We start from the raw sequence: 24,952 nt of genomic DNA on the forward strand, positions 1-24,952 counted from the left end.
GATGTCAGTTTGGTTAGTCATTGCTTATTCTCCTGTTAGTGGATTATAAGCAGTTACACAGTTTTTAGGAAACTCCCGATAAGTCATTAAGGATATTTAGCATGGTTTTATGAGAAATATAGTGCTGTTTTTTCATTTTTCCTTCAAACCTATCTACGATTCATTTACTATCTCATCAAATCTTTTATTCAAACTATCCGTCTTTCATAAAAGGATATTAGTTAAGATTGTTGTAATATAGTCAAGTCTATATAAATCCGCTACATCGTCATCCTCGCTAAGCATACTAATGTATAACTTGCACTCGGTTTCCTTGTATCGAAATTATATTGAACTGACTACAGTATATTTTAAGAGCTAGCGTTGAGTGATATTGTTCAAAATACCATTTCTTAATTCTTATCATTATCTTACGGTACCCTACAAACGTAAAAAGCCCCTACTACCATAAGGTAGTAAGGGCTTTTTTAATTATCCAATCGTTTTATTCAAAGAATAAAATAATCTAAACAGATAATTATGCGTTTTCAACCGTAACATAACGACGGTTAAATTTACCTTTGGTCGCAAACTTTACAACACCGTCATTCAGTGCAAATAAAGTATGGTCACGACCCATGCCAACGCCTTCGCCTGCGTGGAATTCTGTACCACGTTGACGAACGATGATGTTACCAGCTGTGATAGCTTGGCCACCAAAGATTTTTACGCCTAGCATTTTTGGGTTTGAATCACGACCGTTACGGCTCGAACCGGCAGCTTTTTTATGTGCCATGAGAAAATCTCCTTGTTAATTTGACTTACCGCTGATGCGATAACTCTTAAGCATTTAGTGCGCTATTTAGCAATAATTGCTAAATGGATAATTAGGCATTAATCGCTTTGATTTTTAACAAGGTATACCATTGGCGGTGACCTTGTTCTTTGTGATAATGCTTACGACGGTTGTGCTTGATGATACGGATTTTTTCGCCGCGACCATGCTCAACAACTTCAACTTCTACGCTAGCGCCGTCAACAACAGGCTGACCGATTTTGACGTTATCGCCGTCAACAACCATCAACACGTCTTCAAATTTGATTGTTTCGCCTTTTTCTGCTTTTAGTAGTTCAACTTTAAGCAATTCATCGACGACTACACGGTGCTGTTTACCACCAGTTTTGATTACTGCGTACATTGTATGACTCCGTTTAACCCGTGTGCCGTGGCTGATGTTATACCAACGCTTTTACGACGAACACGACAGGGAAAAATTAAAGGCAAGATTTTACGGCTTTTTGCTCATAAAAGCAAGCCGCGCCTCTTGTTTTTGCAAGGTGGTTACACTAATGACCATCTCTCATTTGGCTATAACGGCTGCTCATCAAAGAAAGTCGATAAACGACAATGCGAATATAAACATGAGAAATAGTAATGATAAGTGATAGATTAAGCCCAACAGCGGCCATTATAACTTATGCAATCAGTTACTTACAGCCTTTTATGAATCATTTATGTGACCAATAAGCTTAAAATGCGCTAGAAGATATATCTGTAAAACATAAGACATTTTTTATAATTTTTATTCTATTCAATAGGCATAGTAAGCCCTGCATATCATACGCTTGACCTACTTGTGCTATATACTTTAACCAACAATTTAAGCAGATAGCTATGCTATCATAAGCGAAATAATACCTTACCTATAGATAGATAAAGTCAAGGTTATAACAATTCTCTTTACTCTTATTAATATGACTATTTATTATGACTAGTACCTCTTTAAAGAATACCGTGCCTGCCTCTCAATCGACGCCTAGCTATGCTGATATTCAAAGTATTGTAGCCAACGACTTTGAGGTAATGGACAAGCAAGTGTTTGGCAGTTTGAACTCAAAAGTACAACTCGTCATGAGCGTCTCGCAACACGTGATCAATGCTGGTGGCAAACGTATGCGCCCGCTTATTACGTTGCTCTGCGCACGTATGTTTGATGACAATCCTTCAGAAAAGGCCATGCATCTAGCTGCTATCACTGAAATGCTACATACCGCCACCCTAGTCCATGATGATGTCATTGATGAGTCAGGGCAACGCCGTGGAAAACCGACGGCAAATGCGACGTGGGACAATGCTACTGCCGTATTGGTCGGTGACTATTTGATTGCTCGTGCGTTCAACCTATTGGTTGGTTTTCAAAGCCTGCCACTGTTGCAAGTATTCTCCGATGGGACTTGTGATATTGCTGAAGGCGAAGTATTACAGCTACAGCATCAGCATAACCCTGCTGCGACAGAGGAAGATTACTTACGCATTATCGATGGCAAAACTTCACGCCTGTTCATGATGGCGACCCAAGGTGCTGCTATCTTGCAAGATAAGACAGAATATATGACGGCATTGGGCGATTTCGGACAGCATTTTGGTAATGCGTTCCAGATTATCGATGATGTGCTCGACTATAGTGGCGATAGTGAGGTGATGGGCAAAAACTTAGGCGATGACCTTGCTGAAGGCAAACCTACCCTACCGACTATCAAAGCACTCGAACTACTCAAAGACAGCGACACTGAAGGCTATGAGCAGTTACGTATTGCCGTTCAGACAGGTAAGACACCAAACGCTGAGCAGCTGATTGAGTTGGTACGTAGTTCTGGCTCATTGGCTTATTGTAAGCAGCGCGCGCTGGAGGAAACCAAACTGGCACAAGATGCACTGAGTACGCTACCAGATAACCGTTATCGTACAGGCTTATATCAATTAACTGAACTCGCTAGCGCCCGACTAGTATAGTTAAAGCTGAGTCGTCTGTGTTATTAACTAATTAAGACGACTCTTTTTTTTGACAGAATTTTTTAGCATGGCTTTTTAGCAAACTCCTTCAGCAATTCATGAATAAGAAGCTCATAAATTAAGAAGTACCTTCTCAAAAACTAGCATGTCAGCCAAATCGTTACCTTTCTTTAAGTTTCATACATCCTTGCAGTACTATAATCGTATAAGGCTTTTTGGACAGTCGGTCAAAGTTTGATGACGTTTGTTAGAGAGATACTGATAGTTATTTTTTATGACTGTAATTAGGGGTTGCTAAAATTGTCATTTTGTTGACAAAGTCGATTTTCTATCGTTTAAAAACCTTAATTACTATAGGGCTTTAGGTTCATAACAAAAATTTACAATATATTTTGATACTAGGTTGTGCATGGTTCTATTAGCTGTTAATAGAGACGACGCTTACTATGACGGTAATCTATTAATTCGTAAACTGTAATATTACCGCTTTTCGATCCAGCTCGTATTGCAAACTACTTGACTGTGGGGTTACCCCAATAGTTTATAATAACTCATTAAATTTATTAATCCATTCTGTGGTTTGCTTAAACAATTAATGCTAAATAATCCTTTCGATACTTAATCCATATCGATGTCAGATTTTCTATTAGTCATATTTCGTTAACGGAAACATCTGAAACTGGAGTAAATAGCGCCAGCTTAGGCTATTTATTCTTTTTATTTAGCATTAGCAAGTTATTTAGCATTAGCAAGACCCTTATATTCAGTACGCCAAACTTATTGATCGATTTTTATACTGTCACTATTTATATATATTACCGAGGACATTGATGAAGCACTCTTATCTTGCGCTTGTAATAGCATCTGTACTATCTGGAGCTGTACTGGTTGGCTGTGACAAAAACGAGGACGCCGCTGGTGAGCAAGCCGCACAGCAGCAAATGCCGCCTGCGGTTGTCAACGTTCAGACAGTCACTCTCGATACCGTCCCTCAAGTACAAACTTTTTCTGGTCGTACTGCAGCTTATCAAACTGCTGATGTCCGCCCGCAGGTCAACGGCGTGATTGACGAAGTACTATTCCGTGAAGGAAGCAACGTCAAAAAAGGTCAGCCACTGTATCGTATCAACACCGACAACTATGCCTCATCTGTAACGAGTGGCCAAGCCGCCGTACAGCAGTCACAAGCTAACTATCAAACTGCTGTGGCAAACAATGCCAATGCAAAAGCTGAATTGGTCAGCCGTCAAGCGTCATTAGCACAAGCGCAAAATGACTTACAACGTCTGCAGGGTCTGGTCAGTATTGATGCCATCTCAAAGCAGCAGTACGATCAAGCACAAACAGCCGTACGTACTGCACAAGCGGCGGTACAAAGTGCAGCAGCTTCTGTCGGTCAAACTCAAGCAGGTATTGAGAGTGCAAAAGCAGGCATTCAGACCGCAAAAGCAGGTTTAGAAGCCAGTACGTTAGATCTTAACCGTACTATCGTACGCGCACCTCTTACTGGTCGTACTGATCGCTCTAGCGTTACTGCTGGTACTCTGGTCAGTGCTGGTCAAGCAGATCCATTAGTGACTATTTCACGCTTAGACCCTATCTACGTCGATATCAGCCAGTCTTCTTCTGAGTTGCTTAAGCTTCGTCAGCAGATCGCAGATGGTACTGCTCAGCCAGGTATGAACTCAGTTGAATTGGTACTAGAAGATGGTTCTGTCTATCCAGTACGCGGTAAGCTTGCACTGTCTGAGGCCAAAGTTGATGAGTCAACAGGCGCTGTCACCTTGCGTGCTATTTTTCCAAACAGCAACAATATCTTGCTGCCCGGTATGTATGTCACTGCACGTTTGACGCAGAGCGTTATTACCAATGCAGCCTTAGTGCCACAGAGCGCAGTCACACGTACGCCTAAGAGTGAGACACAAGTTTATATCGTTGATGAAAACAACAAAATCCAAGTTCGTCCAGTCACCATTAATGGTACGTATGATGGACAATGGGTGGTCACTGATGGCTTAAAAGCTGGTGACAAAGTGGTTGTGATTGGCGGTGCTAAGGTCAAACCTGACCAAGAAGTGGTCGCCAAACCATTAGAAAGTGCAAATCCAGCACCAGCTGCACAAAGTGCGCCTAATACCAAAACGCCGCAGCAAGCCGCAAAAACGATGGATAAAAAGCCAGCTGGCGATGAGACTTCTACCAAAAAACCAACAGAAGCCGCTGCCAACTAATTCCATTCAAGACAGGAAGACTTAGGGATATACTATGTCACGTTTTTTTATTAATCGCCCTATTTTTGCATGGGTGCTGGCTGTTTTGGTCATGCTCATCGGGGTAATATCCGTTATCAATCTACCGATTGAACAATATCCACGTATTGCACCGCCGACTATTTCGGTCAGTGCAAGCTATCCTGGTGCTAATGCGCAAACCGTAGAAAACTCAGTAGTACAGATCATTGAGCAGCGTATGAAAGGCCTCGATGGTCTGATGTATATGTCGTCATCGAGCTCGTCAAATGGTAGTGCTTCAGTGACGCTTACCTTTGAAAACGGCACAGATCCTGACACAGCTCAAGTACAAGTACAGAACAAACTGCAAGCAGCGATGAGCTCCTTGCCTGAGTCTGTTCAGCGTCAAGGTGTCAACGTCAATAAATCGTCTAGCAGCTTTTTGATGGTGCAAGCATTTATTTCTGAAGATGGCACCATGGATCGGGCAGATATTGCCGATTATATTAACTCTAATGTCGTCGATTCGATCAGTCGTGTAGAGGGTGTGGGTGAAGTTCAGGTCTTTGGTTCTACTTATGCGATGCGTGTTTGGTTAGACCCATCACGCCTACGTAGCTACAACATGATACCTTCAGATGTCGTCAATGCGATACGAGCACAGAATGCTCAGGTATCTGCTGGTCAATTGGGTCAAGCACCTGCCGACACAGACAAACAAGTTATCAACGCCACTGTTACTGTACAAAGCTATCTTCAAACGCCTGAAGAATTTAAAAACATTCTACTAAAAACAGATACCTCAGGCGCACAAGTGCGCTTAGGCGATGTGGCAGATGTCGAGATTGGCAGTGAAAACTATAGCGTTGTCTCTCTCTACAATGGTCAAGAAGCAGCCGGTTTAGGTATTTCACTCGCTGGTGGCGCAAACGCCCTTGAGACTCGTGAAGCCGTCGGCGCACGTATGGCTGAGCTGGAAAAAAACTTCCCAATTGGTCTAGCCTCAGTCGTTCCCTATGACACCACACCATTTGTACGCTTGTCTATCGAACAAGTCGTTATGACCCTCATTGAAGCGATTGTCTTGGTATTTATCGTTATGTTCATTTTCTTACAGAACTGGCGTGCCACCATTATCCCGACCCTTGCCGTACCTGTCGTACTCTTGGGTACCTTTGCAGTGTTGTATATTGCAGGCTTTAGTATCAACGTCTTGACCATGTTTGCCATGGTATTGTCCATCGGTCTGTTGGTCGATGATGCGATCGTCGTCGTAGAGAACGTCGAGCGAATACTAGAAGAAGATCCTCACATCTCTATCAAAGATGCAACTATCCAGTCGATGGGTGAAATCAGTAAAATCGTTATTGGTATTGCGCTTATCTTGTCTGCAGTATTCGTACCGATGGCCTTCTTTGGTGGCTCAACAGGTGTGATTTATCGTCAGTTCTCTATTACGCTGATTACCAGCATGGTGCTCTCTGCCATGGTCGCGCTTGTATTCACCCCTGCCCTATGTGTGACCTTGCTAAAACGTGGCAAAAGTCATGAAAAAGGCAGTACCGAAAAGCAAAAAGGCTTCTTCGGTTGGTTCAACCGCGGCTTCTTCAAACTTAGCCGTTCGTACGAAAACTTTGTCGGCAAAAGTATTCGTTTTAAATGGTTATACATGATTGGCTACGCAGCCATTATCGGTATCATGGCGGTCGTATTCTTACGTATTCCAGGCTCGTTTTTACCAGAAGAAGATCAAGGCATTATGTTTACCTTGGTTCAGCTTCCGGCTGGCTCTACGTTAGATGAGACGCAAGACGTATTGGATAAAGTTAGAAACTATTACGATACCCAAGAAACTGATAATATCGCTTCGGTCTTTACCATTGCAGGCTTTAGTTTTGCAGGTCAAGGTCAGAATATGGGTCTAGCGTTTGTGCGCTTATCAGACTGGGAGGAACGCTCGGGCGATGAAAATACCGCTCAGGCTGTCGCTGGTCGAGCGATGGGGTACTTCTTTACTCAGCTAAACGAAGCACAAGTATTTGCCATCGTACCACCAGCAATTACCGAGCTTGGTAATGCCAGTGGTTTTGACTTAATGATTCAGGACAGTGGTAACCTCGGGCACGACGGATTACTTGAAGCCCGAAATATGCTCTTAGGGATGGCCGCGCAGAACGATCAAGTGTCTGGCGTACGTCCTAACGGTCAAGAAGATTCGCCACAACTTAAAGTAAACATCAATCAAGAACAAGCGGCGGCTTATGGCCTGTCACTAAGCAATATCAATAGTGTCATTTCAACAGCGTGGGGCTCAAGCTACGTTAACGACTTTATCGATCGTGGCCGTATCAAACGCGTCTATGTACAAGGTGAAGCCAGCAGCCGTACCAACCCTGATGATATTGGTAAATGGTATGTAAGAAATGACATGAACGATATGATTTCGTTCGATGCATTCTCTAGTAGTGAGTGGCAGTCAGGCTCACCGCGTCTTACTCGTTACAACAGCCTACCGTCCATGAACATCCAAGGTAGCGCCGCACCAGGACTAAGTACTGGTGAAGCAATGAGCTCGATGGAAGCGATGATAGACAAGTTACCTGAAGGTATCAGTTATGAGTGGACAGGCATGTCATTGGAAGAGCAAAAATCAGGTGCCCAAGCGCCGATGCTTTATGCGCTTTCAATCCTAGTTGTATTCTTATGTTTGGCAGCGTTGTATGAGAGCTGGTCTATTCCTGTCTCTGTGCTACTAGTGATTCCACTTGGGGTATTGGGTGCAGTGATATTTACCTGGCTACGTGGTTTTGCCAATGATATCTACTTGCAAGTTGGTCTACTGACTGTCGTTGGTCTATCCGCCAAAAACGCCATTTTGATTATCGAGTTTGCAAAAGAACACCAAGAGGAAGGTTACAGTCTCAGAGAGGCCGTCATGACCGCAGCACGCCAACGTTTGCGTCCGATTGTCATGACCTCACTTGCCTTTGGTTTGGGTGTTGTGCCATTATTCTTGGCGAATGGGCCAGGTTCAGGCAGTCAAAACGCTATTGGTACTAGTGTTGTTGGTGGGGTAATCACAGCAACCCTCTTAGGTATCTTCTTTATCCCAATGTTCTATATCTGGGTGCGTAGTGCGTTCCCGCATAAATATGAGAACAATACACCCAATGATAAAGATGGTGGCAATGGTACGCCTAACTCGCATAACCCAACACCTTCTGAGAGTTATCAGCCTGCAAGTCTTGGAGACAATACACAATGAGTGCTCAAAAAACATCTATCATCAACTCATCATCGGTAGCTATTACAGCTATCGATGCGCAGCCAGCACTATCTCGTTTGCGCAAAAACAGTGGCCGCCTGTTAGGGCTGACTGCATTGGCAATCAGCATGGCCGCTTGTAACACCATTCCAAAAGCGGATATGCGTCCTGTGCTAGCAGAGCCGAATATCCCTATGCAGGAATCTTACGGTGCATTTGATAAAGAGACTGTCAGTAGTGCTGACCAAGCAAGCATTGCCAGTCAGCGCTGGCAGAATTTTTATAGCGATGAGCGTCTAAAAGGTCTGATTGCTCTCGGTCTTGCAAACAATAAAGACTTTGAGAGTGCGCGCCTAGCGATTGAAAAAGCACGTGCACAGTATCAGATTACCGATATTAACGACTTACCAGCTATCAACGGCAGTGCTGGTTATACTCGCTCAGCACAGAATCGTACTGATCGAAACGCTAGTAGTAGCTACAGTGTCAACTTGGGTCTTGCCAATTACGAGCTCGACTTTTGGGGTAAAATCTCAAGCTTAAAAGATCAAGCATTGCAGAACTTTTTGGCGACGACAGCAGCCAAAGATGCGACCCAAATCAGCTTGATTAGTAATATTGCCCAAAGCTACGCTAACCTAAGCTATAGCTTAGCGCAATTAAAGCTAGCTGAAGCCACAGTTGAAAGCCGTGAGCGCTCGTTATTTATCGCGGATAAACGTTTTGAAGCAGGTATCGATCCTAAGCTACCTTCATTACAGTCTTCTGCCTCATTAGAGAATGCCAAGCTTGCGGTATTACGTGCCCAGACCAGCGTTCTTCAATCACGCAATGCATTGCAGTACTTGGTTGGTGGCGCGATTCCAAACGAGCTTATCCCAACACCTGCTGTCAGTAATATCACCAGCCAGCAAATATTTAATGCCGGTCTACCAAGTGAATTACTACGCTATCGCCCTGATGTTCTACAAGCGGAATACAACTTAAAAGCTGCTGGTGCGAATATCGAAGTGGCCCGTGCCTCTTACTTCCCATCTATTAGCTTAACCAGTAGTGTGGGCGTCAGTAGCGGCAGCTTAAATGACTTGTTTAAAAATGGTGCCGTTGGCTGGTCGTTTGGACCTAGCGTGAGCGTCCCTATCTTTGATGCAGGTCGTCTAGATGCCAACTATGATGTGGCTCAAATTGAACGTAAGCAAACGCTTGCTAGTTATGAGAGCTCTATTCAAACGGCATTCCGCGAAGTGTCAGATGTACTTGCTACACGTGCGACGCTCGGTGAGCAGTTAGAGGCGCAGTATCGTCTGCAAGATAATTTTGAGCAGACCTATCAGATAGCAGATGCGCGCTTTAAAGCAGGTCTGGACAATTACTTAGACGTACTTGACGCGCAGCGTTCACTGTTCTCTACTCAGCAAGGTATCCTAGATTTAGAGCTACAGAAAATCGTTAGCCAGATTGAGCTGTACCAAGCGCTTGGTGGCGGTGCGAACCTTGATGTACCGACCGTCATCCCTGTACCGCAGCACACCAACTTGGCGCAGATTGTCACTGGAACTGCTACTAGTGCAAAAACCAAAGCGACAAATGCCATCAAAGCAGCTGGTTCAGCGCGTGTGACTACGCCGCAAGAAGCTGTCGCCATCAAGCAGTCGCAAGCGGTAGAAACGACTACTTTTGAACCGACTGCTATCGTCGATGTGAATGATGATGGTAAAAAGGATGCCGCTGTCGGCGTGGTCACTGAAGAGACTCGCTTCAATGATGCGAGCGTTGAACAAGTGCCTGTGACACAGATTGTCGAGCCTTAAATGATGGGCTCATAATCTCGTGACGTAATCGTATCTTTACGTTGATAGTCGATAAGTATCATCAGCCCTACCGACTTAACTTGGTAGGGCTTTTTGCTTTATTTTGAGCCTGTTAGTTATAGTAAAATCGTTTTATAAGTCGCTTTTTCGAGAAGCCAGTGCCATAAAGCATGACGCTATAAAAAATGACTTATAAAATAATTTTCACTCGAGCAACACCATAACTACTAAAATGATAGTAAGGAATTATTATGAGCTATACCTTTAACCGTCAATACCCTGCTACTCGCTTACGTCGTCTACGCTACAATGACAATGTACGCTCAATGATTCGTGAAGTAGAGCTGCATCCTAAGCACTTTATTGCCCCTGTCTTTGTCTTAGAAGGCGAAAACCAACGCGAAACCATCGCTAGTATGCCGGGCGTTGAACGCTTATCGATTGATTTACTAATCAACTATGCCAAAGAACTGTTAGCAGAGGGTGTCACGACCATCGATCTTTTCCCTGTGATCGATAACACTTTGAAAACGCCAGACGGTAGCGCCGCTTATGACGAAAACGCCCTGACTGCACGTACGATAAAAGCGGTCAAAGACGCTGTGCCAGAGATGGTCGTCATGACTGATGTAGCGCTAGACCCTTATACCTCACATGGTCAAGATGGTCTGCTTGATGACAGCGGTTACGTCATCAATGATGCAACCATCGAAGTACTGGTAAAGCAGGCGCTGGTACATGCGCGTGCCGGTGCAGATATCATCTCTCCTAGTGACATGATGGACGGCCGTATCAAGGCCATGCGTGATGCGTTTGAAGCAGAAGGTTTTGTGAATACGGCTATCATGGCTTACTCAGCCAAATATGCTTCTGCTTACTACGGCCCATTCCGTGATGCCGTCGGCAGTGCTGGCAACCTAAAAGGTGGCCATAAGAAACAGTATCAGATGGACTTTGGCAATCGTACTGAGGCGCTACATGAAGTGGCTATGGATATCAACGAAGGCGCAGATATGGTCATGATTAAACCTGGTCAGCCGTATCTTGATTTGATTCGTGAAGTCAAAGACACCTTTGGCGTACCAACCTTTGCGTATCAAGTCTCAGGCGAATATGCCATGCATATGGCAGCCATTCAGAACGGCTGGTTAAGTGATGCAGTAATTTTAGAATCTTTGATTGGCTTCCGCCGTGCTGGTGCTGATGGTATCTTGACCTACTTTGCTCTAGAAGCGGCCCGCCAGCTGAACAATGCCTAATAATAATTACACTATCTTTTATAATGTAAAAGCCCCAGCTACCTATTAGTAGCTGGGGCTTTTTTATGCGGTTACTCTATTAAAATAAAACTATAGACGTGCACGGTCATGTGGCTCAGTAAAATCAATCACTGGGCCAGCAGGGACAATACGCGTGGGATTGATATTGGCATGACTAGTGTAATAATGCTGCTTGATATGATTCATATTTACCGTCTCTGCAATGCCAGGTACCTGATATAAGTCACGCAGATAGCCCCAAAGGTTTGGATAGTCAACGATACGACGCAGATTGCATTTAAAGTGCCCAACATAGACCGCATCGAAACGAACCAACGTCGTAAATAGTCGCCAATCAGCCTCAGTTATAGTGCTACCTGTCAGATAACGCTGATGTGCTAAGCGCGTCTCAAGTGTATCTAATGCCGCAAATAGCTCAATCACGGCCTCTTCGTAAGCCTCTTGTGTGGTAGAGAATCCTGTCTTGTACACGCCATTATTAATAGTTGAATAGATAAAGGTATTGATATCATCAATACCTTGTAATAACTCTGCTGGCACAAAGTCACCTGCTAGCGCACCAACCTCATCAAAGGCAGAGTTAAACATGCGAATAATTTCAGATGACTCATTACTCACGATTGTGTTTGTTTTTTTATCCCATAAGATAGGTACGGTGACACGGCCTGTATAGTCTGGCTTGGCCTTGGTATACAGCTCATAGGCATAGTCTGCATTGATAACTGGATCAGCAACGACGCCTGCACCTTCTGCAAACGTCCAACCATACTCACCCATATATGGATGTACTACAGATAGCGGAATGATGTCTTCTAAGCCTTTAAGCTTGCGGTAGATAAGGGTACGGTGTGCCCAAGGACAGGCTAGCGACACGTATAGATGATAGCGGTCAGGCTCGGCTTTAAAGCCCTCAATACCTGTAGGCCCTGCGCTACCATCTACCGTTACCCAGTTTCTAAAACCAGCATCTTCACGCTGAAAGCGGCCGCCACTCTCTTTTGTCTCATACCACTTGTCTTGCCACTGCCCTTCTACCAAAAGACCCATGTTATTCTCCAACTGTTTTTAATATTTGTTTAACGCTTACTCAGCATGACTGACTTGAGGCCATTATTATCATGATGATTACATCAATTAGAAAGATATCATACCAGTTATAAAGGTTTAATCATTAACGTTACCCTGTTTATTAACAATAAAAACTAAACCTATTAAATTTAATGTTTAGTAGATATACACAAAAATATATCCAGTTAACTAATATAAGCCTGAATAGCAGATATTATGACAATAAAAGAGGTTTATGCTAAAAAAGACTTGCAAAGTCTGGGAAACTTGCTAAAATGCTCAACCTAAATAGGCGTATAGCTCAGTTGGTTAGAGCGCTACCTTGACATGGTAGAGGTCAGCAGTTCGAGTCTGCTTATGCCTACCAAATTTAGAAAGCCCCAATCTCACGATTGGGGCTTTTTTTTGTCCGTGAAATATGGGTTGTAGCGGAAAAGGAAACTATACGTCGATTCAAATTACCTCTTTTCTCACTTTCGGCAAACGTTATCAAAAAACGTGTGTGCCTAAATTGTGCCTAAGTTGCGCCTGCTCTCTATTTTGCCTTTCTTTCAGAGTAGCATTTTCGACCTCTACCCTAAATTATCTAAAACACTCTCAATATTTATTTACTTTTCTTTATCTAGCAAGTCGTTAGTGAGCTATGCTGAAAAAACTGTAGAACCAAACTTGGTAAACTAACGACTCAATGAGGAGTTTATCATGACTAAGAAAGTCAGAACCTATAGTGTAGCATTCAAAGCTGAAGCCTTTCATAAGGTAGGGTACGATAACGAATGGCAATATCTCAGCTACCGCAAAGCAGCTTTGTATCGCCATGCAGACCTTATCTAACTGGCACAAGAAAACCAACCAAGGCAAACTTGAGGGAACAGAACAATATGATTCTGAGCTTATGGCGGCGCTTCAGTAAATGAGGCAGCTCAAGCGACAACTTAAAATAGCTGAAGAGGAAAGAGATATGCTAAAAAAGTCCACCGCATACTTTACTAAACACAGCTTGTGAAGTGAGCCTATATTGAAGCCAATCAACAGTTTTTGAACAACTAAATATTGCATCCTCTAGCTAATACAACTAGACGAAACGTAATATCAGTCATCAACAAACCTGCCGCAATCAGCGTGAGCTACTGTGAGCGAGGAATAATCTTAGAAAAATGATAAGGTATTGATTTAGTTAGAGTGTAGAATCGTTAAAAATAATAAAGCACCATCCTGCGTTTTGCTAAATAATTCTAGATAGGTAAAGACATTAGTCTTTTCGACTGATACGAATATCAGACGTATATCTCAATTAAGTTGTCTGATTAAAATATCCCAAGTTAATTTCTACGAGATTAGCGGCAGGGGTCAAAACTGCTTTCATTTTAATAGAAAAAAGTCCTACACGTGATTAATCGCATAGTATAAATACTTGAGTTTTAAACCTTCCTCTTCTTAGGTTAAAACAGTCTCTTAAACTCTCATAAAAAACAAAAGAATAGTTTTACTGGAGAGTTTACACAAACACCAAGCCATCCTCAGTTTGATGCATCTTAATATCGACATCATAAACATCGCTTAATTGTGGACGTGTCATCACCTCACTAGGCGTTCCTTGTGCAACAACTTGTCCACCGCTTAATAGCACCACTTCATCAGTATAGCGATGCGCATGGGTCAAATCATGCAACACAACCAAGATACTTTTGCGTTGCTGTCGCACTAAATTATGCAAATAATGAAGTAAAAAACGCTGATGGCGAATATCGAGGTGATTGGTCGGTTCATCAAACATCATGATTTTAGTGTCTTGCATTAGCGCACGCACGATAGCCAAGCGCTGTTTTTCACCGCCTGATAAGGTTTGCACGCGGGCACTGACCAAACTTGATAACTCAAAATCCTGTAGTAAACGTTGCGCGCGCTCAACATGATGGCTATTTGGGCGCTGATACCATGCAAGATTTGGCGAGACTCCTAACAGCGCATAATCCAATACCGTTAACGGCAGCTCAAAACGCTCATGTTGTCCAACCCAAGCGATATGACCATCATTCATGACCTCGTTGATCGGCTGACCGTAAATCGTAATGTGACCATCCGTTTTAAGCGCGGTTCCTGTGTGTTGACCTAAAACCGTATGCAGCAACGTACTTTTACCCGCGCCATTTGGTCCGATAAAGGCGACCAGCTTTTGGCTTGGCACGGTTAGCTTGTCTATTCTTAACAATGTTTTATGACCGTGCGAGATATGAATATCTTGCATCGACAACAGCTCGCCTTCATCACTACTCTTGATATCACTACTATTTATACGACTATCTCGACTCGCTAATGATGTCTTTGATATAGCCGTAAAAAATGAATGAAACATAAACACTCTCTCCAATTAACGGCGGCTACTACGCACAAACAGCCAAATAAAGAATGGACCGCCAAGCAACGCTAAAACGATGCCAACGGGCACATCCACTGGATAAGCAACATGCCGCGCCGCGCCATCAATGATCAGTAATAATATCGCCCCAAGCCAGCCAGACCAAATCATGAGACGCATCCGCCCGCCGCCAAACAGAATAGCCAATAGGTTGGGCACCATCATGCCAATAAAACCAATGACGCCTGCTAAAGACACCGCTGCCCCTGTTAATAATGCCGAGGCAATCACGACCAAACAACGAACCACACCCACTTTGATACCCAAGGATTTAGCAGCGGCTTCACCAAGCATCAGCCCATCCAACTGGCGACCTAATGGTAATAAAATTGCTAACCCCAATAACATAGAGGCAATCGAATAACGCAGCGGTACAAAGCCCGCTTCCGCCATACTACCTGACAGCCAAATGGTCGCCGAGCGCAGCACCATGTCATCAGACATAAATAAAATCAGGCTGACCACCGCCGCACAAAAAGCGCTGATGACAAATCCCAATATCAGCAAGCCCATCTGCCCACCACCCAAAAACCGATGACAAGCGAGAATAAACAAGCACACCAATACGCTTCCAGTAAACGCTGCAAGCGGTATCCCAATGCCACCAAATCCCAATGCCAGAACCAAAACAACACCAAGCGCTGCGCCACCTGATGTACCGATTAAACTTGGATCCGCTAAAGGATTTTCAAATAAAGCCTGTAATGCTGCACCACTAACTGACAACGCCATGCCAACCAACAATGCCGTCACTACGCGCGGATAGCGTAGCTGCCAGATAGTATCGTCAAGATGGCTAGGGCTTGACCATTCGCCAAAGCCAATACCAAGCGCCAACCAAATTAGCAGCACAGATGCGACAGTAGCGGCAACATAATAGATGCTATGTCTGTATTTTCCAGTTTGTATAGGGATAGAAGCGAAAATCGTATTTGCCATGTGAGATATCGTTTTATTGAATATAAAAGAGATTATGCTATATATTGCTTAAGCTATTTTGCTACAGCGTTCAGCTTTTTTAAGACTTGCGGTGAATTCAGACCATAACGTAAAAAGTCATCTGCTGGCCAAAAGTGGACGCCAGCATTTTTACCAGCCGCACTTGCCGCAACCTCAGGACGTTTACTAAATTGACTGACACCGCCAACCACTGCCTGATTATGATCAGCAATGATAATGACATCGGGCTTAGCAGCCAGCCAGCCTTCGCGTGACATAGGTTTTAACCCCGATACGTTTGCCGCATTGATTCCACCAGCACGCCGAATCAACTCATCGCCTACCGTGCCCTTACCTGCAACGATACGACCATCGTAACTTAATAAATAGCGCTTACCGGTTTTTGCCATTGGGCTCATTCCTGCATTCCAACGCTTAGCAAGCTGCGACCCTTCAGATTTTTTATCCACGTAACTGCCAATTGTTTTAATACTATTGGCAAAGGTATTTACTTCTTCTTTAGGCGCTACATTGACGGCTTTAACATTTAGACCATTTAAGCGCTGATAAATGCTCACCGGCTGTACCATATAACTGCCGAGCACCAAATCTGGCTTTACCGCCAACACTGACTCGGCAGTGATATTACGGTGCATACCCACGGCTGGTACATTCTTTAACGCTGGATTATTATTGGTCGCATCTTTACCGACCAACTTATTGGTCGCTCCTAGTGCCACCACGACGTCTGCAACATCGGGACTCATCGCGACAATACGCTCATAAGCTTGGGCAGAAAGTGAGGGCACGGCAAATGCGCCAATAATAGCCGCAGTGCTGATAGCACGACTCATCAATTTTTTATTTATCACTGAGTGAGTGATTACTGTTTTTGATAATTCAGAAGACATAAGCATTCCTAATTTGCTAACGTAAAAAATGACACTATTAACAGAACCATTAACGTGTATTAAGCATCCCAAATAACTCACACAACAGCTATGACTTATCCGTTATGTGAGTGTCAATATCGCAAAATTTGCTGATTTTTTATGACGGGTTTACACGCTCTCTGCTTCAGCCATTGCAACTGCTGCTAAGGATTCTGCATACGAATGCGCTTCGATGACCGTCGAGACAATTTGCTGCCAGGCTTCAAGCTCGGGCGTGCCTTCAATTCGCTGACCGAACACACTAAAGATACTGATGCCGTGACCATCAAAACCTTCGATACAAGTCACGATGCCGTCTTTGGTTGGGCGCTTAACGCTCCATACTTGCTCCAATGCTTTATCTTTTAAATGCAGCGTAAAGTTATTATGGTCTTTATCTAAAATATTAAACCAATCGCCCATGCGCTTGAGTGTCTGCACCGTGCCAGTCTGAATCTGTACCAGACCACTATTACCGACAAATATCATAATCGGGCATTTGGCATCACGCGCTTGCTCAAATACCGCTTCGACCGCGCTAATATCAAGCTGCTGCGTCATCTGCTCTGGTGCTTGATGGTAGCTACTAGCACGATCGATATCGAGATTTTTTAATAATGAGTGAAATTGATGCACGTCTGTCATTGCCTGCCAGCCTTGTTGTAGCTGCGCACGCTCCTCTTCACTTAATGCCTTGTAACGCCAGTCATTCAGCGGCTCTTGTGCTTCTAACGTCAGCGTATCATTACTGACCGTTTGCTGCTGCTCCTGAATCATCGCTTGCCAACGGCTGATATTCTCATCACTCAACTCTCGTAGATACACTTTGTCGATAGCAGCACCTTGGGCGTTATAAAACTGAATACTATAAGATGGCTTATCGGCGCGGCTGGTATCCGTTACCGCCAGCATATGCTGCCATTGCCACATAAAGAATCGCAAATCTAGACCACCCACATTGAGTGCTAATCCCATCTTTTCGCCAAGCTTAAGATTATGATATAGCGCGGTTTTTTCATGCACTGCCAACTCGTTTCTGACGATGCTTTCCATGTCACCAAACGTCTCAAATTGCTTTAATACAGTTTTGCACTGATCACCCATATACTGGCTATAAGGCGAGGCTAACATCAGTTCAAACTCGCTGATGCCTAGCGCAGCCGCTCCTTCTGTGGGAAATAGCATCGGTGTTTTTGCTTTTAATGCTTGGTACTGTTGCCACAGCTCAGTATTTTTTTTAGTTAACGATAACGGGTGACTCATAGTGCGCTCCATAAAATAGTCGATGATAAAAAAACCAATCACCTTGGCGTTGTCAGCTTAAATATGAATGTATTAAGAGTAGCAGGGATAAAGTATATGACAGACGTTTGAAAAATTAGTGCTTGTCAAAACGTGATCAAGAGACTGCTTTTTCATAACGTATTAGTCATCACGTCTTTTTCATCATTACCGTTTATTATTCCTGCTAGGCGATGTTGAACGGAAATTATTATGGCAACATTTTTTCACTTTGTAAATAATAATAATTATCATTTACATCTTGATAATTATTATCTTTTGAAATACTATGTCTGGGCTTTGTTGCTTAATCTAGTGAATCAAGTAACCAAACCTTTAATAATTCATACTATGAAATGGTCGCTTTAGATCACTCTTTTTGTAGCAAAAGGTCTTTAAGTAACACGACTTTCTTACTCTCTCTTTTTACGATGGCTGTTTTATTTATGTCAATTTTAGCGTTTGATTTATCGTTGACTCATACGGGACTAAACACCCATCCCTCACCACTGCGTCATAGCCCATTAGCCATCAGTGTGGCATTAGCATTGTTTGCATTCACGTCAGTTTCAGTCCAAGCAGCGCCGCTTCTCGCAGAGACTAATGTTGATATGACCGACGATGCAGCCATGCCGAGCACACGTTTAGATCCTATCGTGGTAACGGCCACACGCTCTGAGCGTGCATTAAGCGATGCGCCAGTTGCCCTGCAAGTACTCAGCCGCCAGCAGCTAGATGACAACCATGCTCATACTTTAAAAGAAGCGCTAGCCTTGTTGCCCAATGTGTACTTACGCGAAGTCCATGGTAAAACAGGTTACGAGGTCAGCATGCAAGGCTTTACCGGTGATCAAGTATTGGTGTTGATTGATGGCTTACCCATCACCGCCAGCACTGGCTCGACGGTAAACTTGAATCAATATATGAATATGGATATTGAACAAATAGAAGTGGTTCAGGGAGCGGCGTCAGCGCAGTTTGGTAGCGCGGCGATGGGCGGCGTTATCAATATCATCACTAAACCTATTGGCGCGGCAACAGGACATATCACTACCGAGATTGCCAGCAATGGTTGGCAAAATCCATCTGGTAAAAAGTTAGATTCTAACAAACGCTATGTAGAAGCCAGCGTGGAAGGGGCATTAGATAAAAACCAGCGCTTTCACGCTCGTCTATCAGGCTCGTATCTGGACAATGATGGCTTAAGCTTAGACCATGAAGCATGGCCCAGATTAAAAGATGCCAGCGAGCAATCACAAGTCAGTGCCCGCCTCAGCTACCGCCCTGACGGTAACGACACATCAGGTAATAACAATGACCGCAACGATAACCGACTGGTCAAAAATGCTCAATATTGGCTAGAAGCCAGTCACTATAAAGAAGACGATATTAGTCGCTTTAATTACTATGTCGCGCCGCGCTATTTGGCCCAGCAAAGAGATGAGCAAATCACCAAGCAGCGCTTTAGTATCGGGGCGCGCGCTGATATCGCGCCGCATGTCGATGATCGCAGCAGGACTTATCGATTGTCCGCTCAAGCGCTGCATGAGGAATATCAAAGCGAATCCAATACTAAAACACAGCAAGCCATCACTAGTGCCCGTGATACAGAGATTAGTACGACGTTGGCGCAAGCCCAGCTCGACTTACCTGAGCTATTGCTATCCGATAAGCACCTTCATCTTATCCAAGTCGGCGGTCAGGTTCAGCAAGACAAGTTAAGCCAAACGAAAAACCAAGTCAGCGAGCTTATCAGCGATGACGTCAGCCGTGATGTCGGTGAGCTGTATCTACAAGATGATTGGCTGATCGGCGATAACTGGGAAGTATTGAGCGGTATTCGCTATCAAAACGATGAAGACTTTGGTGGTCATACGGCGCCAAAAGTATCACTCAAATACAACCATTTGGATGCCAGCGGTCGTGACCATGTCTTTCGTAGCAGTATTGGCGGTGGTTATCGCGTGCCCAATCTAAAAGAACGCTACTACGTCTTTGACCATAGCAATTTAGGTTATAAAGTCATGGGCAATCCTGACTTGCAGCCTGAAACCTCAACCAGTTACCAGATCGGCTATCAAGGTCAACTGAGCGACACCGTGAATTTGACGGTCAATGGTTTTTATAACGAGATAGATGACCTGATCCAAACCGATGAAGACAACGCTACCTTCGACGGTAACATCGCCATTTATAAATATATGAACGTTGATAGCGCCAAAACTTATGGCGGCGATATTGGCCTTGACTGGCAAGTGGACGAGCGCGCCAAACTACAAGCCAGCTACGCTTACCTCAAGACGCATAACAATGTGACGGATACCGAGCTGACTTATAAACCCAATCACAAAGCGATGCTAGCACTAGATTATCAGCTTAATGACAAATTACAGCTGATCCCGCGCCTCAATTATGAATCCAAACAGCTGATTAGTACCAGCGAGCAGGCGTATTCACCGTCTTGGTGGACGCTCGATAGCAAACTCAATTATGACGCCACTGCAAACTTGAGCTTGTATGCAGCGATTAATAATATCTTTGATGTGCAGCGTGATGTTACCGATACCAGTGACTACCGTCCCATTGATAATCGCGAGTGGTTACTTGGCGCCAGCTACCATTGGTAAGCCTTTGATTCACAATCATTCTAAAGCAAGTGTATTTGTACCCTCTATCTGAAACCACAACCATCAAGGAAGCTGATATGACCCCCATTTCCCCAGCAATTCACACCAAGCCGACCAAATTAACATTACTGTTTAGTAGCAGTATTTTAGTACTCAGCATGACTGGCTGCGGTGGCGGCAGTGATGGCTCGAGTAGTGGTAATACCGGAAATGGCGGCACTACCCCGCCTGTGAGCAGTGCCAGCTTTAGCGAAACGGCCACTTGGCAAGTCACCAATCTAGCGCCTAATACTGCGACCTGTTATGACTTTGATGCCAAAGCTGAAAGCTCGTGTGCTGAGGATAAGTGGGATATCAAGTTTGATAATCAAGCGCGTTCGGTCAAGCTTTGGTCAAATAGCGGTGATTCTGGCGCAGGTAAAGGCGGCGTTTTTGGTTTAATCGATTGGTCAGATTTGAGCCGTTATAGCAATGCAACTCAAGATCCTGATACCAGTCGTGATATTACCATGCACTACAATGAAGACCGCAGCGGCGGGGTGTTCGCTGCCAAGCCTTGGTTTGAGTACAACTTACAAGGCTATCATCAGCTCTACCCGAACAATCGCGTCTATATGGTCACCACAGACAGTAGTAGCGCCATGACAGACAGCAGCGTCCAGCAGCCTATTTATGCCCTGCAAATCACCAACTACTATAATGATACAGGCGACTCTGGTGGCTACCCTACTCTTCGCTGGATTGATACAGCGCTACCAAATCAGGTACAGACTCAAACCTTCAACGCCACCAGCAATGATGATTGGGTATATGTTGACCTAAAAACAGGCCAAAGCAGCACGGACAAAGACAGCACTTGGCAGATCGGCTTTAAGCGTAATGATGTGATTTTAAATGGTGGGGATTCGGGCAGTGGTAAGATTGGCGGTTATCTTGCCGCCACACCAGCAGGATATTATGATGCAAAAGACGAGCCTATTGTCAGTCAATTTATCACCGATGGTAGTGCAGCGACCTTAGCCGACCTTACCAGCACAGCAGACTACGACAAGCCGCTGAGTGCCAGAAGTTGGGTGATTGACAGTAAAGGCTCGGATCTCAACCCTGCGTATACTGGCAACTATCCGAACCTAGATTTTGGTTGGTACACCTACAATGGCATGACCCATCAGCTAAACGCCAAACCGGTTGATAGTGCTCAAGGCGCGCTCATTAGATCCGCCGAAGGTAACAGCTATGCGCGTGTGCGTTTGGATAAGATCAATTATCCTGATAGTACGGCGACGACGGCGACCTCGTGGGAATTTAAAATAGACATTCAGCCTGCTCCTTAGTTTTTTTTACCTTTTGAGTTTCGCTCAGCTAAGTTTAACTTATACATAGCGCATTATTTCAGAAAATAAACACATCATTTTAACTGCCCTTCGCAAGCTATCATACTTTACGAAGGGCAATTAAATTGGACAGCTACTAAGCTTAGATCAAAACCCACTTATATTGTCTCTGAAATATCTTCAGAGTTTCGGCTCTCCTTCACTAATTCGACACCATCAGGATCACCATACGCTGACGTACATTCAGAATTCTTAGTCTGACTGTTAATTGCTTATGCAGCTTTAATTGGCATAATAGGAGCATTAGTGTTCTGGAATAAACAGCTACTTAACAATAAGGCTGTAGGTAAAAAAGTATCGCTACTATTTTTGGACTTCATAAGGGCATACTGGCTATACCACAGCATTTTCAGATAGGCGATCAACTCATTATTCATAAGCAATAAAGCTTGCCCTATTTACGCTGCAAACAAGGCACTCAGGTGTTCCTGATACTGCACAATATCGTTATCAATGGTCGGATTCTTAATGGCATCATTCACCATGAATGTTGGCATTGGCTCCATTCCTAGAAACTGATATGCCTTATGAGTAGCGATATATACGCCATCAACGCCAACACCTTCAAAAAACTGCTCGGGATCAGTGAATGCTTCTGTAGGTGCATTCCAAGTTACTGAAAGCATATACTGTTTACCTTGCAGTAGACCACCAGAACCATATTTATCTTCTGAGTTTTGACGAGAACGTCCATCACTTTGATAGAGACTGCCATGACCAATGGTGAAAATCTCATCGATATATTTTTTAACAGTCCATGGCACACCCATCCACCAAGCAGGAGCTTGTTGAATGATGATATCTGCCCACAGCCATTTTGCAATTTCATCCTGAATATCATAACCTGCATCAATGTTTGTCACTTTTACGTCGTGACCTAAACTGAGTAATTGTTGCTCAGCGATATGGGTCATAGTGTCATTGAGCTCACCTATAGAATGCGCAAAACGTTTGCTACCGTTTAATATCAATATTTTTTTCATGATTAGCTGCTTTGTATAAATTAGATAGATTGATCCCAAATGGGTGCCAAACCTTCAGGATTGACTTCACGACTATTGCTATCGAGTTGGTCAATTTTAATTAATTGCTCATCGCTCAATGTGATGCTTTGTGCTGCTAAGTTGCTCGCTAGATTTTCTCTTTTAGTTGAAGAGGGAATCACAGCGTAGCCTTTAGCGAGTGCCCACGCTAAGATCACCTGTGCTGGCGTTTGTTGATTGTGACTGGCTATTTCTTGAATGACAGGATCTTTTAATGCTTTGCCGTATGCTAGTGTCATATAGGAAGTAACGTTAATACCTTGCTGATCCATGAAATTCACCAATCGGCGATTTTGTAGATAAGGGCTTAGTTCTATTTGGTTGGTCTCAATATTTTCAGCCCCTACTACTGCTATAGCTCGTTTTAACAAATCGATAGTAAAGTTAGACACCCCTATTTTTTTGGTCAGCCCTAATGTTTTTGCTTCGAGTAAGGCGGTCATATACTCTTCAACAGCTACTGGGCTTGAAGGCGCTGGCCAATGGATTAGGGCTAAATCAACAACATCGACATCTAACTTTTTTAAGCTGGCCTTTAAGCTAGGAATGAGCTTTTCTTTTGATAAATTATCAACCCAAATCTTAGTGGTTAGGTATATTGAGTCAGAAGAGACACCGCTATTTTTGATAGCAATACCAATAGCCTCCTCGTTATCGTATGCTTGAGCCGTATCTATCGCTCTATACCCCAAATCTAAGGCATTTGTCACAGAGTGAATAACCGTATCACCTTGTAATCTAAAGGTACCTAAACCAAATTTTGGCAGTGTCATATGCTTCACCTATATCTTATTTATGAAAGTATTCATTGGATTGGCAGTCATTATATAGATGCTTATAATTGATAAGAAGGCACAAAAAATCAAAATACTATTGCATAAGGATCAATAATGAAAGTCACGATTAACGAGCTTGATACCTTTGTTAGTATTGTCGATGAAGGCACCATCAGTCAGGCAGCTGAACACTTAGGAGTTACGGTTTCAGCCGTCAGCAGAGCGTTATCAAGACTAGAGAAGAAGCTCAATACCGCACTATTTAGGCGCACAACAAGGCGCTTGGAGTTGACGCAGGAAGGTGAGAAGTATCTCGCACGTGTGCGCAGTATTCTGAGTGATTTAGAAGATGCGGAAGATATGATGGTAAAGAATAAGGAGGTGCCATCTGGTAAGTTGCGAATTGATGCAGCTACTCCTTTTATGTTGCATGTGATTGCACCCTTAATTGATAAATACAGTAACGCTTACCCACAAATCGATATCGAGTTGGTCAGTAATGAAAGTTTAGTAGATTTATTAGAAGCACGTACAGATGTGGCTGTTCGTATCGGTGAATTAAAAGACTCTTCATTGAGTGCTACCTCGCTTGGCTTAAGCCAGATTCGTATTTTAGCCAGCCCTGCTTATTTAAAAAAACATGGTACGCCCAAAAATGTGGAGGACTTGGCTCATCATCAGTTATTAGGTTTTAATTCATTGGAGAAGTTAAATGATTGGCCTATCTATGATGCGGCTAATAATTTATTGCATATTCATACGAATATAAAAGCAGATAGCGGTGAGACACTAAGACAGCTGGCCTTATGCGGGACCGGTATCGTGTGTTTGTCCGATTTTATGACTTATCAAGATATCCAAAAAGGGGATTTGATTCCGCTATTAGTGCCTATTACGATTAAAATGCAGCAGCCTATTAATCTGGTTTACTACAAGAATAGAAAATTATCAGAGCGTGTTAGCTCCTTCATCGAGTTTTTGAAGGCAGAAGTAATGCCTTAAGATAGGTAAAAAAAACACTTAACGTCATATAATGAGGGAGTTTCCTAAAAACTGTGTAACTGCTTATAATCCACTAACAGGAGAATAAGCAATGACTAACCAAACTGACAT

Annotated in this window: 17 protein-coding genes, 1 tRNA gene and 1 pseudogene; 10 read left to right on the plus strand and 9 right to left on the minus strand. The window is 43.6% G+C overall.

Annotated elements, in window-relative coordinates:
• Window positions 1-517 precede the first annotated feature (517 nt).
• Window positions 518-775: a 50S ribosomal protein L27 gene (gene rpmA / locus I3249_RS12115; RefSeq protein ID WP_021813611.1), complete on the minus strand. Its 258-nt coding sequence runs from the start codon at window positions 773-775 to the stop codon at window positions 518-520.
• A gap of 91 nt (window positions 776-866) precedes the next feature.
• Window positions 867-1,178: a 50S ribosomal protein L21 gene (rplU, locus tag I3249_RS12120; protein WP_057761012.1), complete on the minus strand. Its 312-nt coding sequence runs from the start codon at window positions 1,176-1,178 to the stop codon at window positions 867-869.
• A 569-nt stretch (window positions 1,179-1,747) separates the two neighbouring features.
• On the opposite strand from rplU, the gene I3249_RS12125 reads away from it, so the two are divergent.
• The 5 genes from I3249_RS12125 to hemB all read left to right on the plus strand — a co-directional run bounded on the left by I3249_RS12125 (window position 1,748) and on the right by hemB (window position 11,339).
• Window positions 1,748-2,773: a polyprenyl synthetase family protein gene (locus tag I3249_RS12125; RefSeq protein ID WP_165597002.1), complete on the plus strand. Its 1,026-nt coding sequence runs from the start codon at window positions 1,748-1,750 to the stop codon at window positions 2,771-2,773.
• A gap of 830 nt (window positions 2,774-3,603) precedes the next feature.
• On the plus strand, window positions 3,604-5,004 hold the full coding sequence (locus I3249_RS12130; protein ID WP_238070129.1) for an efflux RND transporter periplasmic adaptor subunit: 1,401 nt from the start codon (window positions 3,604-3,606) through the stop codon (window positions 5,002-5,004).
• Between the two features lie 34 nt (window positions 5,005-5,038).
• Complete coding sequence (locus I3249_RS12135; protein WP_238070130.1) at window positions 5,039-8,269, plus strand: efflux RND transporter permease subunit; 3,231 nt, start codon at window positions 5,039-5,041, stop codon at window positions 8,267-8,269.
• Window positions 8,266-10,080: an efflux transporter outer membrane subunit gene (locus I3249_RS12140; protein ID WP_238070131.1), complete on the plus strand. Its 1,815-nt coding sequence runs from the start codon at window positions 8,266-8,268 to the stop codon at window positions 10,078-10,080. Before I3249_RS12135 ends, I3249_RS12140 begins: the two co-directional genes overlap by 4 nt.
• A gap of 251 nt (window positions 10,081-10,331) precedes the next feature.
• Window positions 10,332-11,339 (plus strand): porphobilinogen synthase, encoded by a 1,008-nt coding sequence (gene hemB / locus I3249_RS12145; RefSeq protein ID WP_238070132.1) that lies wholly within the window; start codon window positions 10,332-10,334, stop codon window positions 11,337-11,339.
• A 90-nt stretch (window positions 11,340-11,429) separates the two neighbouring features.
• Here hemB and I3249_RS12150 read toward each other — a convergent pair whose 3' ends face one another.
• Window positions 11,430-12,407 carry a glutathione S-transferase family protein gene (locus I3249_RS12150; protein ID WP_238070133.1) on the minus strand — a complete coding sequence of 326 codons (978 nt, stop codon included), beginning with the start codon at window positions 12,405-12,407 and terminating at the stop codon, window positions 11,430-11,432.
• A 311-nt stretch (window positions 12,408-12,718) separates the two neighbouring features.
• Here I3249_RS12150 and I3249_RS12155 point away from each other — a divergent pair.
• Together I3249_RS12155 and I3249_RS12160 are read left to right on the plus strand one after the other, a co-directional pair.
• A tRNA-Val gene (locus tag I3249_RS12155) sits at window positions 12,719-12,795 on the plus strand.
• A 335-nt stretch (window positions 12,796-13,130) separates the two neighbouring features.
• A pseudogene (locus tag I3249_RS12160) lies at window positions 13,131-13,504 on the plus strand (transposase); the annotation flags it as partial.
• A gap of 422 nt (window positions 13,505-13,926) precedes the next feature.
• Here the strand turns inward: I3249_RS12160 and I3249_RS12165 are convergent.
• From I3249_RS12165 to I3249_RS12180, 4 genes are all read right to left on the minus strand, one after another.
• On the minus strand, window positions 13,927-14,784 hold the full coding sequence (locus I3249_RS12165; protein ID WP_238070134.1) for an ABC transporter ATP-binding protein: 858 nt from the start codon (window positions 14,782-14,784) through the stop codon (window positions 13,927-13,929).
• A gap of 15 nt (window positions 14,785-14,799) precedes the next feature.
• Window positions 14,800-15,786 carry an iron ABC transporter permease gene (locus I3249_RS12170; protein ID WP_238070135.1) on the minus strand — a complete coding sequence of 329 codons (987 nt, stop codon included), beginning with the start codon at window positions 15,784-15,786 and terminating at the stop codon, window positions 14,800-14,802.
• Window positions 15,787-15,839: 53 nt separating this feature from the next.
• Window positions 15,840-16,697 carry an ABC transporter substrate-binding protein gene (locus tag I3249_RS12175; RefSeq protein WP_238070136.1) on the minus strand — a complete coding sequence of 286 codons (858 nt, stop codon included), beginning with the start codon at window positions 16,695-16,697 and terminating at the stop codon, window positions 15,840-15,842.
• A gap of 150 nt (window positions 16,698-16,847) precedes the next feature.
• The gene (locus tag I3249_RS12180) at window positions 16,848-17,981 is read right to left on the minus strand and encodes a ChuX/HutX family heme-like substrate-binding protein (protein WP_238070137.1); all 1,134 of its coding nucleotides are present in this window, start codon (window positions 17,979-17,981) and stop codon (window positions 16,848-16,850) included.
• A 464-nt stretch (window positions 17,982-18,445) separates the two neighbouring features.
• On the opposite strand from I3249_RS12180, the gene I3249_RS12185 reads away from it, so the two are divergent.
• Window positions 18,446-20,626, plus strand: a complete 2,181-nt coding sequence (locus I3249_RS12185; RefSeq protein ID WP_238070138.1) for a TonB-dependent receptor — start codon at window positions 18,446-18,448, stop codon at window positions 20,624-20,626.
• Window positions 20,627-20,703: 77 nt separating this feature from the next.
• A complete protein-coding gene (locus I3249_RS12190; RefSeq protein ID WP_238070139.1) occupies window positions 20,704-21,960 on the plus strand; it encodes an HmuY family protein in 1,257 nt (418 codons plus the stop codon).
• 458 nt (window positions 21,961-22,418) lie between these two features.
• On the opposite strand, the gene I3249_RS12195 is transcribed toward I3249_RS12190, so the two are convergent.
• Together I3249_RS12195 and dkgB are read right to left on the minus strand one after the other, a co-directional pair.
• Window positions 22,419-23,003: an NAD(P)H-dependent oxidoreductase gene (locus I3249_RS12195; RefSeq protein ID WP_238070140.1), complete on the minus strand. Its 585-nt coding sequence runs from the start codon at window positions 23,001-23,003 to the stop codon at window positions 22,419-22,421.
• A gap of 20 nt (window positions 23,004-23,023) precedes the next feature.
• On the minus strand, window positions 23,024-23,836 hold the full coding sequence (gene dkgB / locus I3249_RS12200; RefSeq protein WP_238070141.1) for a 2,5-didehydrogluconate reductase DkgB: 813 nt from the start codon (window positions 23,834-23,836) through the stop codon (window positions 23,024-23,026).
• A 117-nt stretch (window positions 23,837-23,953) separates the two neighbouring features.
• Between dkgB and I3249_RS12205 the strand changes: the two genes are divergently transcribed.
• Entirely contained in the window at window positions 23,954-24,841 is an 888-nt protein-coding gene (locus I3249_RS12205; protein ID WP_238070142.1) for a LysR family transcriptional regulator, read from the plus strand.
• Window positions 24,842-24,952: the final 111 nt, after the last annotated feature.

It is taken from the genome of Psychrobacter sp. Ps1 (assembly GCF_022129425.1).
GTDB lineage: Bacteria > Pseudomonadota > Gammaproteobacteria > Pseudomonadales > Moraxellaceae > Psychrobacter.